Genomic DNA, 14,575 nt, shown 5'->3' on the forward strand with positions numbered 1-14,575 from the left:
CCGCCCCCCCCCCCCCCCCCCCCCGAGGTCCCCCTCCCCTTTGCCTCAGGAGAACGCACGTGGACTTCGACGCGCTCGGCAACTGCCTCACCTCCGCGGGCTGTGCCGGCCCTCGCCTGCTCGGCGGCCTGGCCAGCGCCGCGGTCATCTACCTCGTCGCTTCGGGCCTGTCGTTGGTCTTCGGCGTCATGGGTGTGCTCAACTTCGCCCACGGATCGCTCTACATGCTCGGCGCCTACCTCGGCTACACGCTGGCGAGCGTGTTCGGCGGCGGGACCGGCTTCCTGGCCGTTCTCACGGCGCTGTTCGTCGCGCCCCTGCTCGTCGCCCTGATCGGCGGCGTCATCGAGGTCGGCTTCCTGCGCCGGATCTACGGGCGCGACCTGCTCTACCAGCTCCTGCTCACCTTCTCGTTCATCCTGATCATCAACGGCGCGATCGAGAAGATCTACGGCCCGCAGTTCATGTCGTCACCGGTGCCGAGCGTGCTCTCGGGGACGGTCAGCGTCTTCGGACAGCCGTTCCCCGTCTACCAGCTGTTCCTCATCGCGGTCGCCGTCGCGGTGGGCCTCGGGCTGACCGTGTTCATCAAGCGCTCCAAGTACGGCACGATCCTGCGCGCAACGGCAGAGGACCAGGACATGGCCCGCGCCCTCGGCGTGAACGTGCCGCGGGTCTGGACGTTCGTGTTCATGGCAGGAGCCGGCCTGGGGGGTCTCGGCGGATCACTCGCCGGCCCGCTGCGCTCGCTGTTTCCCGGAATGGACCTGGACGTCGTCGTGCAGGCCTTCCTCGTGGTCGTCATCGGGGGGCTCGGGAGCCTGCCGGGCGCCGCGCTGGGCGCGGTGCTCGTCGGCCTGTTCCGCGCCTTCGGGGTGATCGTGGCCCCCGGGCTCGAGCTGGTGTTCATCTACATCCTCGTGGTGATCGTGCTCATCGTGCGACCGCGCGGACTGGCCGGACGAGAGGTGGGATAGATGCAGACCCTGACCGACCGGGTCCGGCCGCTGGGCGGCCGCCGGCTCCAGCTGCTGGCGTGGGCCGCCTTCGTGGTGGCCCTGATGCTGGTGCCGCTGTTCACGTCCAAGCTGACGACCTTCATCCTCGGCCAGGCGCTGGTCTTCGGCGTCGCCGCCGTCAGCCTTAACCTGCTCATCGGCTACGGCAAGATGGTTTCGTTCGGGCACGCAGCCTGGTGGGGCCTCGGTGGTTACACGACCGGCATCGTCCTGCAGCGGTACACCGGGCTCGGTGTCCTCGGCGCACTGGTCGTCGCCGTCGTGGTGACCGTGTCGGTCTCCGCGGTCGTCGGCTACTTCTGCGTCCGGCGGGGCACCATCTACTTCGCGATGCTGACGCTCGCCTTCGCGCAGCTGGTCATGCTGGCCATCCTGCGGATGCGCGGCCTGACCGGCGGCGAGCAGGGGCTGACCGGGGGGATCCCGCGCCCGGCCATCGGGCCGTTCGAGATCACCGGCATGCAGGAGTTCTACTGGTTCTCCGCAGTGATCTCGTTGCTGGCGCTCGCCGGGATGGCCTGGTTCCTGGCTTCGCCGTTCGGACTGAGCCTGCGCGCGCTCGCTGCCGACCCCGAGCGTGCAGCCGCCACCGGCATCAACGTGAAGCTGCACCAGTGGGCGACCTTCGTCGTGGCGGCTGCCTTCGCCTCTGTCGCGGGAGGACTGCACGCGATCTCGCAGTCCGCGGCGTTCCCCGAGTCGTTGCACTGGACGACCTCGGCGCTGTTCGTCTTCATGGGACTGGTCGGGGGCATCGACCACTTCGTCGGTCCACTGGTCGGCGCCGTTGTCTACATCTATCTCGAGCGGTTCGCCAGCAACGTGCTCGACGCGCGAGACCTGGTGCTGGGGGCCCTCCTGCTCGCCATCGTCATCGGCCTGCGCGGGGGAGTCGTCGGCACCGCCGTGTCGCTGTGGAACGGGGGCAGCGAGCGCTACCGAGCCCGCGGCAGGACCGGGCGCGGGTCCGGCCCGGACAGCAGCAAGCCCCTTGCACCGGCGACCGAAGGAGACCGCTGAGCCATGGCACTGCTCGAAGTACGCGATCTGAGGCGCCATTACGGGGCAGTCAAAGCCGTGGACGGTGTCGACCTCACGGTGGAGCAGGGCGAGGTCCGGGCCGTCATCGGCCCGAACGGCGCCGGCAAGAGCACGCTGTTCAGTGTCGTGGCCGGCCGCGCCCAGCCCACCAGCGGCGAGGTGATCTTCGACGGGAAGTCACTGACCGGCGTGCCACCGCACCGCGTGGTCGAACGTGGAATCGGGGTGACCTTCCAGGTCGCCCGGATCTTCGACGGCCTCACGTTGCACGACAACGTGCTGACCGCGGTGCTGGTGCATCGCAAGCTGATCCGGTCGATGGTGCGACGCGTGTCCCGGATGCGGGAGGCGCATGCCAAGGCCGACGAGACGCTGGAGTTGGTCGGTCTCGGACACCTGCGTGACCAGAACTGTGCCGTGCTCAGTCACGGCGACCGCAAGGCCCTGGAGATCGCCATTGCGCTGGCCAGTGAGCCACGGCTGCTGCTGCTCGACGAGCCGACGGCGGGCATGTCGGTGGCCGAGCGGACGTCCGTCGTGGCGCTGCTGACCCGGCTCGGGCACGACCTGGGGATGACGATCCTGTTCACCGAGCACGACATGGACATGGTGCTGAGCTTCGCCGACCGGATCACCTGCGTCGTGCGTGGCCGGGTCATCGCCGACGGCACGCCCGCCGAGATCAAGGCGAACAAGGAGGTCCGGGCGGCCTACCTGGGCCGCTCCGTGGAAGGGACGGACGACGATGGTGCTTGAGCTTGCCGGAGTGCACAGCTACTACGGGTCCAGTCACGTCCTGCACGGCGTGAGCCTCACCGTCGGTGAGGGCGAGGTCGTCGCCCTGGTGGGGCGCAACGGCGTCGGGAAGTCGACGACGCTGAAGTCCATCATCGGGCTGGTCCGCCCGAGGGAGGGATCGGTGCGGTTCGGCGGCGAGGAACTCGTGGGCCGGTCGCCGCACCAGATCGCCCGCCTCGGCGTGGCCTATGTGCCCGAGGAGCGGCGGATCTTCACCGACCTCACCGTGCGGCAGAACCTGGAGATGGGGACCGCAGCTCTGGGCAGGAAGCCCAAGGCCGGCGGGTGGAGCGTGGAACGCGTGGTCCACCTGTTCCCGAACCTCGGCGACCGGATGTCGGCGCTCGGCCGGCACCTGTCCGGGGGAGAGCAGCAGATGCTGGCCATCGGCCGGGCGCTGATGAGCGAGCCACGGATCCTGCTGCTGGACGAGCCCTCCGAGGGGCTGGCCCCCAACATCGTCGACGCCATGCAGGACGCTCTGGCGGCGCTCAAGGGTGAGGGCTTCACGGTGCTGCTGGCGGAGCAGAGCGTGGAGTTCGTCAAGGGTCTGGCCGACCGGGGCTGCCTGCTGGACAAGGGCGTGCTCGTCCACGAGGGGCCGATGCGTGAGCTGCTGGAGGACCAGGAGCTCACGCAGCGGTACCTGGCGATCTGAGCGGACACGCCAGCGGCCCGTCCCCACGACCCGGACAGAGGAGGAGAAGTGGACTTCACGCTTGCGCCAGAGGACCAGGCCCTCGCGGACCTGTGCCGCGACTTCGCGGCGGGTGAGATCGCCCCCCACGCCGCGAGATGGTCGGTGGAGGAGCGCTGCCCGGTCGAGGTGCTGCGGCACATGGGTGAGCTCGGCCTGATGGGTCTGCTGGTGCCGGAGGAGTACGGCGGTGCAGGCGTGTCGACCGTCGGCTTCGTCGCCGCGATGCAGGAGATCGGCCGCGCGGATCAGTCCCTCGCCTCGGCCTGGCAGGCACACCTGACGATCGGGAGCCTTCCGCTGCTCCACTTCGGGAGCGAGGAGCAGAAGCAGCGCTGGCTCCGTCCGCTGGCCGAGGGCCGAGCACTCGGCGCTTTCGGTCTCACCGAACCCGACGCCGGCTCGGACGCGGGAGGGATCCGGACCCGGGCCGTACGGGACGGGGACGGCTGGCGGATCAACGGCCGGAAGATGTTCATCTCCAACGCGGGTACGGATCTGAGCCTCGGCGTGACGTTGCTGGCGCGGGTGGGGGACGAGGACGCGGACGGCGGCAGCAGGTTCGCCAGCTTCGTCGTCGAGCGCGACACCCCCGGCTACTCCTGGGGCAAGAAGCTGCGCGGGATCGGCTGGCGGGCCCTCGACACGCGTGAGCTGATGTTCGACGACGTGCACGTCCCGGACGACCATCTGGTGGGCAACCCCGACCGCGGGCTCGCGCAGTTCCTCAGCATCCTCGAGGTCGGGCGCATCTCCGTCGCCGCGCTGTCGGTCAGCCTCGCGCAGGCCGTGCTGGAGATGTCGGTTGCCTACTCCAAGCAGCGGACGCAGTTCGGTCGGCCGATCGGCGATTTCCAGGCGATCCAGTTCAAGCTCGCCGACATCGCCACCGAGACGGAGGCCGCCCGCTGGCTGACCTACCGTGCCGCGGCACTCCGTGACGCCGGCAAGCCGTTCCGCCGCGAGGCGGCGATGGCCAAGATGAAGGCCAGCCGGGTGGCTCGCTGGGCGGCCTCCGAGGCGGTCCAGATCCACGGCGGCTACGGCTACATGATGGAGCACCCGGTTGCCCGGTTCTTCTGCGACTCCAAGATCCTGGAGATAGGAGAGGGAACCAACGAGATCCAGCACCTCGTCATCGCGCGAGAGCTGGCTTCGTGACGGGGCGGGAGCGGCTCACCGGCATCGGGCTCTCCCTCCGGGAGGCCCTGCCCCCCGGCCGTCTGATGGCGCTGGCCGAGGAGCTCGACGAGATCGAGGGCAGCACGTTGTGGTGCCCGGAGTTCGCGATCCGGGACGCGTTCTCCCAGCTGGCATTCGTCGCGGCTCGGACCCGACACCTCCGGCTGGCCACCGGTATCGCGCCCATGGCGGCACGTACCCCGGCCGCGACCGCGCTGGCGACGGCCACGCTGGACGAACTCTCCCTCGGCCGGATGGTGCTCGGTGTCGGCGTGGGGCACCCGACCATGTCCGGCGGCTGGCACGGTCAGGAACACGGGTCCTCGTTGCAGTGGGCAAGCGACTACCTCACCGTCCTGCGTCAGGCGCTGGGCGGCCTGACGACGGACTGGCCCGGGCAGGAGGCCGCGAGCACGGGATTCCGGCTGCTCACCGGCGGTGCTCCGGACGTTCCGGTCGTCCTCGCGGCGCTCGGGCCGAAGATGCTGGGTGTGGCGGCACGGCTGGCCGACGGCGTCCTGCTCAACTGGACGACGCCCGAATCCGCCAGGGCGAGCATCGAGACGGTGACCGCGGCCACGGACGCCGGTCGCGAGCCGCTGCAGGTCGGCGGATACCTGCGGATCGCCGCGGGTCCCGATGCCGCCGCGCAGGCCTACGCGCACACCGCCTTCTACGCCGAGCTGCCCGCCTACCGAAAGGCGCTGCTGAGCATGGGCTTCGGGACGTCCCGTGATCTGGCCGATGAAGCCGCCCGGGAGCTGGTCCTGCACGGGCGGGTGCAGGACATCGTCAGCCGGGCCCAGGAGTGGCGGGACGCGGGGGTGGATCCGCTGGTCATCTATCCGGTGGGCGACGAGGCCAGTATCGACGAAGCGATCCGGCTCGCTGTCGAAGTCGTCCGGTCGCTGGCGTCCTCGCAGCGCCCTGTGGGCAGCACGACCCTGACCAGGCAGGAAGGCGCACGATGACGACGGGTACCAACTGGGCGGCGGTGCTCGAGCACCATGCCGACCGCTTCCCCGAACGGCCGCTGGCGGTCTGCGAGGGTGTGCCGACCACCTACGGCCAGATGCTGGACCGGGTACGCCGGCTCGCCGGTGGATTGCGCAGCCGCGGCATCGGCCGAGGGGACATCGTCGGGCTGCTCGCGTACAACTCGACCGAGTTCCTCGAGGTCATCTTTGCGGCCAACTACATCGGCGCGGTCGCCATGCCGGTCAACTGGCGGCTGTCCCCCACGGAGGTCGCCTACATCCTCACCAACTCCAGGGCCAAGATCCTCGTCTCCGAGGTCGCCCTCGGCCACGTCGCCGTTCCTGCCCTCGCACAGGCCGAGCAGGAGGTGGTCGGCCTGGCCGTCGACGACCTGCGCGAGCCGGGCTGGTCGACCCTCGCCGAGCTGCGCCTGGCCGAGCCGGTGCCGGCTGCGGCGCAGGTGCAGGAGGGCGACCTGCACCGCCTGATGTACACCTCCGGGACGACGAGCCATCCCAAGGGCGTCATGATCACCCACGAGAACCTGATGTGGAAGAACATGGCCCACGTCGTCGAGTTCAGTGTCACGGCCGAGGACGTCGGTCTCGTGTGCGGGCCGCTCTACCACGTCGGCGCACTCGATCTCACGACCACCACGGTGCTCTACGCCGGCGGCACGGTCGTCATCCACCCGCGCTTCGACGCGGAGCGCGTCGTCGCGGAGATCGAGCGCGGCCGGATCACCAACGTCTGGTTGCCTCCGGCGATGCTGAACGCCATCCTCGCGCTGCCGGACATCGAACGAGGCGACCTGGGCGGGCTGCGGTTCCTGATCGCCGGCGGCGAGAAGATGCCGGAGCCGCTCATCAAGCGGGTGCAGGACCTCTTTCCGAACGCGTGGTTCGTGGACGCCTACGGGCTGACGGAGTCGGTGTCCGGTGACACCTTCCTCGACCGCCGCTTCACCCTCGAGCGGCGCGGCAGCGTCGGCAAGCCGTGTCTGCATCTGGAGGTCGCCATCTGGGACCTCGACGGCGAGGACACGGTGCCCGCGGGGGTGACCGGTGAGATCGTGCTTCGCGGGCCCAAGCTCTTCCGCGGCTACTGGCGCAACCCGGAGGCCACCGAGGCGGCCTTCCGTGGCGGTTGGTTCCACACCGGCGACATCGGCTACCTCGACGAGGACGGTTTCCTCTACATCGTCGACCGGCTCAAGGACATGATCATCTCTGGTGGCGAGAACATCGCCAGCATCGAGGTGGAACGCGTTCTGTACGGCTACCCCGGACTCCGCGAGGCCGCCGTGGTGGCTCGTCCGGACGAGCGTTGGGGGGAGGTGCCGGTCGCCTACGTGGCGATGGAGCCCGGGGTGCAGGCGACCGAGGAGCAGGTCGTGGCCCATTGTCGACAGCAGCTGGCCAAGTTCAAGGCACCCAGCGCCGTGGTGTTCGTCGACGAGTTGCCGCGCAACCCGTCGGGCAAGGTGCTCAAGCGCGAACTGCGGGCCCGCAAGAGTGACCCAGGAAAGGGCTGAGCAGACGTGACCAAACCCGGCGTCAGTGAGAATGCTGTCCGGACGGATCCGGTTCCGCTCCCGGCGGCGCGCCGCGGCCCGGTGAGCAAGCGGGTCCAGCGGCAGAAGGAGATCATCGACGTCGCGGCCCACCTGTTCGCCACGCAGGGCTACAACGCCACCGGGATCGCCGGCCTGTGCGAGGCCGTCGGACTGGGCAAGGGCTCGCTGTACTACTACATCCAGTCCAAGGAGCATCTGCTCTCCCAGATCCACGACCGGGTCATGGAGGAGGTCCTGCAGAGCGCCCGGGACATCGAGCAGCTGGACGCCTCCCCGGCCGAGGGCCTGCGGATGCTCGGCATCGAGCTGGTCAAGATCATCACTCAGTACCCGGACCACGTGTGGGTGTTCCTGCACGAGTGGCGGGCACTGAGCGGTCAGGAGGCTGTCGACTTCCGCCGGAAGCGGCGACAGTACGAGGCGACCGTGGAGAAGATCCTCCTCGCCGGTGTCGAACGAGGTGACTTCGAGATCTCGGATCTGAGCCTTGCCGTGCGCGCGTGGCTCGGCATGCACAACTACACCTATCAGTGGTACCAGAGCGGCGGGCGGCTGAACTCCTTCCAGATCGCCAACCAGTACTACGAGATCTTCATGCGCGGGATCAAGGCGGGGCCGGGAGCCAGGGGCTGAGGCCGCGGCGCCCGGCGACTGCGCACCTGGACCGGCGGCCGGCGCACGGACGTCAGGCCAGCGCCGTCTCGCGAATCGCCGCTGTGATCTCTGCCCGGTTCGGTAACCATTCCTGCTCCAGTCCTGGGGCGTAGGGAGCGGGGGAGAAGCGGGCGCCGACCCGCCGCAAGGGCGCGTCGAGGTGCCAGAAGCCGGCGTCCGCCGCCAGCGCAACGATCTCTGCGCCCACGCCGAAGTCCTGCACCGCCTCGTGCACGACCACCAGGCGGTTGGTCTTGCGGAGCGAGGTGAGAATGGCGTTGCGGTCCAGGGGCTGGATCGTGCGCAGGTCGATCACCTCCACCTCGATGCCCTCGGCGGCCAACTCCTCCGCCGCCGCCACGGCCTGGTGCAGGATGGCGGAGTAGGACACGACGGTGACGTGCGTGCCCTCACGCACCACCCGGGCCTTGCCCAGGGGGATGAGCAGGTCCTTCGGCGGGCGCGGACCCTTCTTTCCGTAGAGCAGCCGGTTCTCGATGAACACGACCGGGTTGGGGTCCTGGATGGCGCTGCGCAGCAGGCCGTAGGTCTCCCATGGTGTGGAGGGCATGACGACCGTCAGTCCCGGGACATGGGCCAGCAACGCCTCCAGGCTCTGCGAATGCTGGCTCCCGGAGGACCGACCGGCGCCGAACTGTGTGCGGACGGTGAGTCCCATCTGCGCTTTGCCGCCGGTCATGAAATGCAGCTTCGCGGCCTGGTTGAGCAATTGGTCGAAACAGACGCCGAGGAAGTCCAGGTACATCAGCTCCACGACCGGTCGCATGCCGGCCATCGCGGAGCCCACGCCCAGCCCCATGACTGCTGTCTCGGAGATGGGGGTGTCCAGCACCCGGTGCGGCCAGCGCGCCGCGAGACCGCGGGTGAGGCCGAAGACGTTGCCGCCCTCGCCGACGTCGACACCGGCCAGAAAGACCGTGTCGTCCTGCTCCAGCTCGTGTTCGAGGGCGTCGCGGACGGCATCCATGGTGCGGAAGATCTCGCCGCCGGCAGGTGGCGGAGCCGGGTCGGGCAGCGACTCCCGGGCGGCGAGCATGAAGCGGTTCAGCGTCCCGGGTTGCGGCTCCGGCGCTTCGGACGCCACCCGCTGGGCCTGCGCGACCTCCTCGGTGACCGCGGCGTCGAGGGCATCGACCCGGTCGCCCGGCACACCGAGGTCGGCCAGCTGTCCGCGCGTGACGAGCAGCGGGTCCTTGAGCTTCCACTCCTCGAGCTCCTCCGGGGTGCGGTAGCTCTGGGGGTCGCCCTCGTAGTGCCCGTGCCAGCGGTAGGTCTCGGCCTCGACGAGCACCGGCCCGCCGCCGCTGCGCGCCTGGGCCACCACCTCCTCCATCAGCAGGCTGACCGCCCGGACATCGTTGCCGTACACGTGGCGGTAGCCGATGCCGTAGCCACCGGCACGCTGCTCCAGCGAGCACGGATGCTGGTCGGCGGCCGGGGAGAACTCCGCATAGTGATTGTTCTCGCAGAAGAAGACGATCGGGAGGCGCCAGAGCGCCGCCAGGTTCACCGCCTCGTGGAAGGCGCCCTGGGCGACGGCGCCGTCCCCGAAGAACGCGACGGTGACGTGCGAGCGCCCTGCGATCCGGGCCACGGCCGCAGCCCCGGTGGCGATCGGTAGGCCCGCCCCGACGATGCCGTTGGCACCGAAGATGCCCTTGCCGGGATCGGCGATGTGCATCGAGCCGCCGCGCCCCGAGCATGTCCCGCTCTCGCGAGCCATGAGCTCGGCGAACATCCCGGTCATGTCCAGACCTTTGGCGAGGCAGTGACCGTGCCCGCGGTGCGTCGAGGTGATGACGTCCTCGACGAGCAGGGGTGCGCAGGCCCCGACGGCAGCCGCCTCCTGGCCGATCGAGAGGTGGACGAAGCCGGGGACGTCCCCGTCGCGGTACATCCGGGAGACCTGTTCCTCGAACCGCCGGATGCGGACCATGCGCTCGTAGAGCCCGAGCAGAACTGCAGCGTCCACCGAGTGCACCTCCGGAAAAGTCAGGGGGAGTGCCGCAGACCTTGACGGCCCTGGAGCGGCCTCCGTAATGTACCGACCGAACGGTCCAAAGAGCAACGAGGAGGAGTCATCCGCATTCCTGGCAGCTTCCCGGCACCCGGGGACGTTGCGGGCAAGCGTGTGGTCGTGACCGGTGCAAGTCGTGGCCTCGGCAAGGTGATCGGGGCCGCGTTCTGCCGGGCCGGTGCCCGCGTCGCGCTGGTCGCCCGCACCGGTGCAGCTCTGGACGAAGCCGTCGCCGAGATGTGCGGTCAAACACTCGTCTGCCCGGCGGACGTCACGAGCCCTGACGGCAACCGCACGGTGGTCGAGGCCGTGGAGCAGGCATGGGGCGGCGTGGACGTCTGGGTAGCCAACGCCGGCATCTCCCCGGTGGTTGCCAACGTGCTGGACATGGACCCCGAGGACTGGCGCTCTATCCACAGCGTGAACCTGGACGGCGCGTTCTACGGCGCGCAGGCCGCGGCGCGCAGCATGGTGGGCAACGGCGGCGGCCGCATCATCGTGACCACCTCCTCGCTGGCGGAGCGCCCGCGGCGCGGGCTGGCGGGGTACTCCTCGTCCAAGGCAGGTGCCACCGCGTTGGTCAAGGCGATGGCGCTCGACCTGGCCAGGCACGACATCACCGTGAACGCCGTGGCGCCCGGCTGGTTCGACTCGCCGATGGCCGAGGGCTGGCAGAAGAACCCCGAGCTCGAGCGGCGCATCCTCGACCACACCGCGCTGGGTCGCTGGGGGCGGGGGGAGGATCTACCGGGCGCGTACCTTTTCCTTGCCTCCGACGCCGCCGCCTACGTCACCGGCACCGTCCTGACCGTCGACGGGGGGTATGTCTGCGTATGAAGGCCATCGTGTGGCACGCGGCAGGTGACCTGCGTCTCGAGGACATCGCCGAGCCGGGAGTTCCGGGCCCGGGCGAGGCAGTCGTGGAGGTGTCCTTCTGCGGCATCTGCGGCACCGATCTGGCCGAGTACGCCAAGGGGCCGGTCATGATCCGAGACCGTCCCCACCCGCTGACCGGCGCGCAGCCGCCGCTCGTTCTCGGCCACGAGTTCAGTGGGCGCATCGTCGCGCTGGGGCCCGATGTCGACGGGCACTCCGTCGGGCAGCGCGTCACGGTCGATCCCTGCTGGCGCTGTGGTCGCTGCTTCTGGTGCCGCCGGGGCGACTACCACATCTGCCGGTACGGCGGTTCGGTCGGTCTCGCGTCGGACGGTGCCCTCGCGCGCCGGGTCACCGTGCCCGCCGCCGGTCTGGTCCCCTTGCCCGACGGCGTGGACGACCGGATCGCCGCGCTCACCGAACCGTTGGCCGTGGGGCTGCATGCTGTACGACGCGGCGGTGTGCAGGCGGGAGATCGCGTCCTGGTGCTCGGACTCGGCCCGATCGGTGCTGCGGTGCTGCTCGCGGCACGGGCCAGCGGGGCTGCCGAAATCTACGTGAGCGAGCCGAGCCTGCGCCGACGGGAGCTCGCGGTGCAGCTCGGCGCCACGGAAGCCTTTGATCCGGGCGCCTGCGACGTCCGCAAGGAGGTCTACGTCCGCACCGGCCGGATCGGCCCCGATGTCGTCTTCGAGTGCACCGGTTCCCCTCGGCTGCTGCCGGTCGCCGTCTCGGCCGCGCGCCGCGGCGGACGGGTCGTCCTCGTCGGCATCGGGCACGGTGCCGCCGAGGTCGAACCTGCCCAGATCGTGCCGTACGAGCGGGAGGTCGTGGGCTCGCTGGGCTACCGCCACGACCTGCCCAGCGTGATCGGTCTCGTTGCCTCGGGGCTCATCGACCCGGCGCCGCTGATCACGGCCACTGTCCCGCTGGAGGAGGCCGTTGCCGGTGCCTTCGACGCCCTGCGTGACGATCCGGGAGAGCACATGAAGATTCTCGTCGACCTGAGCCGGCAGCCGTGACCGCCACCGGAGCCGTTGCGCGGGTCGCGGAGCTGCGGGAGCGCTTCAGCTGGGACGAGGTGCTGGCGCGGTTCGACTGGGATCCGCGCGAGCGTTTCAACATCTCCCACGAGGCGTGCGCACGCTGGGCCGGCCACCGCGGGCGCGTGGCGATGATCGTCGAGGGAGTGGACGGCGGGGTGCGTACGCTGACCTACCACGAGCTGGACCGGCTCGCGAACCGGTTCGCGAACGCGCTCGTCCGGCTGGGTGTGCGTCGCGGCGACCGGGTGGCCGCGGTGCTGCCGCGGACCACCGAGGCGTTCGTCACCGCCCTGGCCGTCTGGAAGGTCGGCGCCGTCCACGTGCCCATCTTCGCGGGCTTCGGGCCGGACGCGGTGCGCTACCGGCTGGAGGACTCCACACCCAGGCTGCTCGTCACCGACGGGCCACACCGGGCACTGGTCGGGCAGAGCCTGACCTCCGACGTCGAGGTGGTCACGGTGACCGGCGCCCGCGGCGCCGGGCTCGTGCGCGGCGACTACAGCTTCTGGGCCGAGGCCGACCGCTCCGCTCCCACCTTCGAGACCGTCGAGACCGCACCCACCGAGACCGCTGCGCTGGTCTACACCTCCGGCACCACGGGCCCGCCCAAAGGCTGCATCCTCCCGCACGCCGGCCTGATCTCGCTGGTCCCGTTCGTCGAGCACGTCATGGACCTGCGGGAGGACGACCTGCTCTGGGCGACCGCGGACCCGTCCTGGAGCTTCGGGCTGTTCAGCACCGGCATGGTGCCGATGGCCCTGGGTCACCCGCGCCTGGTCTACGAGGGGGACTTCGACCCGGCGCGGTGGTGGGCGGTGGCCGAACGGCACCAGGTCACCCATCTGACTGCCGCCCCGACCGCCTACCGGCTGCTCGCCGCCGGCCGCGACCGCGACCTGCACGGGCGCGATCTCGCGCTGCGGGCTGCCACGTCCGCCGGTGAGCCGCTCAACCCCGAACCGATGCAGTGGTTCGACGAGCGGCTCGGCGTTCCGATCGCCGACGCCTACGGGCTGACCGAGGTGGGGTTCGCGCTGGGAAACCTGCGCTCGGCCGGGCACCCGGTGAAGTCCGGTGCGGTGGGGTTCGCGATGCCCGGGTTCGAGGTGCGGCTGCTGCGCGCGGACGGCACCGAGGCGGGGGTGGGCGAGACCGGCACGATCGCGGTCCGCGGCCACGAGTGGTTCCTCGGGGCCGGCTACTGGGGCAAGGCCGACGCCTGGTCGCAGCGGTGGGAGGACGGCTGGTTCGTGACCGGCGATGCCGCCTATCGGGACGAGGACGGCTACCACTGGTTCGTCGGCCGTGCCGACGACGTCATCGTCACCTCCGGCTACAACGTCGGGCCGTTCGAGGTCGAGAGTGCCCTGCTGCTGCATCCGGCCGTCGCCGAGGCAGCGGTCGTGGGCAAGCCCGACCAGCGGCGGGGGAGCAGCGTTCAGGCCTTCGTCGTGCTGGCCCCCGACGCCTCGCCCAGCGACCTGGTGCGCTCCGAGCTGCAGGCGATCGTCGTGGACAAGGTCGGCCGGCACGCCTCGCCACGCGAGATCGACTTCGTCGATGACCTGCCACGTACGACCACCGGCAAGCTGCAGCGGGCGGAGCTGCGCCGCCGTGCGGCCGCCGAATCGACCAGGCCGTGACCGCTCTCGAGGGGAAGGTCTGCTTGGTCACCGGGGCCTCCCGTGGGCTCGGGCGGGCGATCGCCCTGCTGCTCGCCGAGCACGGTGCGCACGTCGTCGGCACCTACCGCTCCGGCGCGGAGGTGGCCGGGGACGTGGTCGCAGAGGCGCAGGCGTCAGGCGGTGACCTCGCGATGGAGCACTGTGACGTCACCGATGCGCAGTCCGTGACGTCCCTCGTCACGCGGGTCCTCGAGGGCCACGGCCGGATCGACGGCCTGGTCAACAACGCCGGTGTGTGGCGGGGCGGCCGGCTCGTCGATCTCCCTCCTTCGGACTGGCAGCAGGTTCTGGACGCGGACCTGTCGGGGGTCTTCACCGTGCTGCAGGCGGTGCTGCCCACGATGCTGGCGGCGCGGTCAGGGCACATCGTCAACGTCAGCTCGGTCATCGGGATCGTCGGCTTCCCGGGTGACAGCGCCTACTCGGCCGCCAAGGGCGGCGTGAACGCGATGACCCGCTCCCTCGCCAAGGAGGTGGCGCGGTCGGGCGTCACCGTGAACGCCGTGGCCCCTGGGCCGGTCGAGACCGAGATGACCGAGCAGTTGTCCGAGCGGTCGCGCGCGCGACTGCTCGAGCGGATCCCGCTCGGGCGGCAGGGCCGCCCGGACGAGGTCGCGTCCCTGGTCGCCTACCTGCTCGAGGCCCCCCCGTACCTGACCGGCGCCGTCATCCCGCTCGACGGCGGCATGAGCTGAAGGAGCACGACGTGCACGAGCACCCCCGGATCGACCCGCTCGACCTCGACCAGCTCAGCCCCACCCTGCAGGAGATGGCGGACAAGTGGCGCGCGCACGGCGGCGACGACCACGTGCTGCGCACGCTCGCGCACGCGCCGGAATTCGTCGAGCCGTTCGTCTCGTTCTACTCGCCGCTGGTCCGCAAGGGTGCGGTCGAGCACCGGACCAAGGAGCTCGCCCGGCTGCGGCTGGCGATCCTGAACGACTGCCACTATTGACAGCGCACCCGGTACGCCTCGGGCAGGCGT

General features: G+C 70.3%; 14 protein-coding genes. 13 read left to right on the top strand and 1 reads right to left on the bottom strand.

Annotation, left to right across the window (positions count from 1 at the left end):
- The first annotated feature begins 59 nt into the window (after window positions 1-59).
- The 8 genes from WD794_07460 (at window position 60) to WD794_07495 (ending at window position 7,924) form a co-directional block, all read left to right on the top strand.
- On the top strand, window positions 60-977 hold the full coding sequence (locus WD794_07460; GenBank protein ID MEX2290145.1) for a branched-chain amino acid ABC transporter permease: 918 nt from the start codon (window positions 60-62) through the stop codon (window positions 975-977).
- Window positions 978-2,039: a branched-chain amino acid ABC transporter permease gene (locus WD794_07465; GenBank protein ID MEX2290146.1), complete on the top strand. Its 1,062-nt coding sequence runs from the start codon at window positions 978-980 to the stop codon at window positions 2,037-2,039.
- 3 nt (window positions 2,040-2,042) lie between these two features.
- Complete coding sequence (locus tag WD794_07470; GenBank protein ID MEX2290147.1) at window positions 2,043-2,816, top strand: ABC transporter ATP-binding protein; 774 nt, start codon at window positions 2,043-2,045, stop codon at window positions 2,814-2,816.
- On the top strand, window positions 2,806-3,516 hold the full coding sequence (locus tag WD794_07475; GenBank protein ID MEX2290148.1) for an ABC transporter ATP-binding protein: 711 nt from the start codon (window positions 2,806-2,808) through the stop codon (window positions 3,514-3,516). Before WD794_07470 ends, WD794_07475 begins: the two co-directional genes overlap by 11 nt.
- Before the next feature lie 48 nt (window positions 3,517-3,564).
- Window positions 3,565-4,716 (top strand): acyl-CoA dehydrogenase family protein, encoded by a 1,152-nt coding sequence (locus WD794_07480; protein ID MEX2290149.1) that lies wholly within the window; start codon window positions 3,565-3,567, stop codon window positions 4,714-4,716.
- Window positions 4,713-5,708 carry an LLM class flavin-dependent oxidoreductase gene (locus tag WD794_07485; protein MEX2290150.1) on the top strand — a complete coding sequence of 332 codons (996 nt, stop codon included), beginning with the start codon at window positions 4,713-4,715 and terminating at the stop codon, window positions 5,706-5,708. Before WD794_07480 ends, WD794_07485 begins: the two co-directional genes overlap by 4 nt.
- Window positions 5,705-7,249 carry a long-chain fatty acid--CoA ligase gene (locus WD794_07490; protein MEX2290151.1) on the top strand — a complete coding sequence of 515 codons (1,545 nt, stop codon included), beginning with the start codon at window positions 5,705-5,707 and terminating at the stop codon, window positions 7,247-7,249. The genes WD794_07485 and WD794_07490 overlap by 4 nt, the downstream gene beginning before the upstream one ends.
- 81 nt (window positions 7,250-7,330) lie before the next feature.
- Window positions 7,331-7,924, top strand: coding sequence for a TetR/AcrR family transcriptional regulator (locus WD794_07495; GenBank protein ID MEX2290152.1), 594 nt, complete (start codon window positions 7,331-7,333; stop codon window positions 7,922-7,924).
- 52 nt (window positions 7,925-7,976) lie between these two features.
- Here the strand turns inward: WD794_07495 and WD794_07500 are convergent, their stop codons facing one another.
- Window positions 7,977-9,938, bottom strand: coding sequence for a dehydrogenase E1 component subunit alpha/beta (locus tag WD794_07500; GenBank protein ID MEX2290153.1), 1,962 nt, complete (start codon window positions 9,936-9,938; stop codon window positions 7,977-7,979).
- A 165-nt stretch (window positions 9,939-10,103) separates the two neighbouring features.
- Between WD794_07500 and WD794_07505 the strand changes: the two genes are divergently transcribed.
- From WD794_07505 to WD794_07525, 5 genes are read left to right on the top strand one after another with little or no spacing between them, the layout of a single operon-like run.
- On the top strand, window positions 10,104-10,820 hold the full coding sequence (locus tag WD794_07505; GenBank protein ID MEX2290154.1) for an SDR family NAD(P)-dependent oxidoreductase: 717 nt from the start codon (window positions 10,104-10,106) through the stop codon (window positions 10,818-10,820).
- Window positions 10,817-11,881, top strand: coding sequence for a 2,3-butanediol dehydrogenase (locus tag WD794_07510; GenBank protein ID MEX2290155.1), 1,065 nt, complete (start codon window positions 10,817-10,819; stop codon window positions 11,879-11,881). Before WD794_07505 ends, WD794_07510 begins: the two co-directional genes overlap by 4 nt.
- Window positions 11,878-13,548, top strand: a complete 1,671-nt coding sequence (locus tag WD794_07515; protein ID MEX2290156.1) for an acyl-CoA synthetase — start codon at window positions 11,878-11,880, stop codon at window positions 13,546-13,548. Before WD794_07510 ends, WD794_07515 begins: the two co-directional genes overlap by 4 nt.
- A complete protein-coding gene (locus WD794_07520) occupies window positions 13,545-14,285 on the top strand; it encodes a 3-oxoacyl-ACP reductase family protein (GenBank protein ID MEX2290157.1) in 741 nt (246 codons plus the stop codon). Before WD794_07515 ends, WD794_07520 begins: the two co-directional genes overlap by 4 nt.
- Before the next feature lie 11 nt (window positions 14,286-14,296).
- Window positions 14,297-14,545 carry a hypothetical protein gene (locus tag WD794_07525; GenBank protein MEX2290158.1) on the top strand — a complete coding sequence of 83 codons (249 nt, stop codon included), beginning with the start codon at window positions 14,297-14,299 and terminating at the stop codon, window positions 14,543-14,545.
- Window positions 14,546-14,575: the final 30 nt, after the last annotated feature.

Source organism: Mycobacteriales bacterium (genome assembly GCA_040902655.1).
In the GTDB taxonomy this organism is placed as follows: domain Bacteria; phylum Actinomycetota; class Actinomycetes; order Mycobacteriales; family SCTD01; genus SCTD01.

What these genes read in the sequence shown, in the direction of transcription:
- WD794_07475 (MEX2290148.1), top strand. Translation starts at nt 2,806, where the DNA reads ATGGTGCTTGAGCTTGCCGGAGTGCACAGCTACTACGGGTCCAGTCAC.
- WD794_07490 (MEX2290151.1), top strand. Translation starts at nt 5,705, where the DNA reads ATGACGACGGGTACCAACTGGGCGGCGGTGCTCGAGCACCATGCCGAC.
- WD794_07465 (MEX2290146.1), top strand. Translation starts at nt 978, where the DNA reads ATGCAGACCCTGACCGACCGGGTCCGGCCGCTGGGCGGCCGCCGGCTC.
- WD794_07470 (MEX2290147.1), top strand. Translation starts at nt 2,043, where the DNA reads ATGGCACTGCTCGAAGTACGCGATCTGAGGCGCCATTACGGGGCAGTC.
- WD794_07510 (MEX2290155.1), top strand. Translation starts at nt 10,817, where the DNA reads ATGAAGGCCATCGTGTGGCACGCGGCAGGTGACCTGCGTCTCGAGGAC.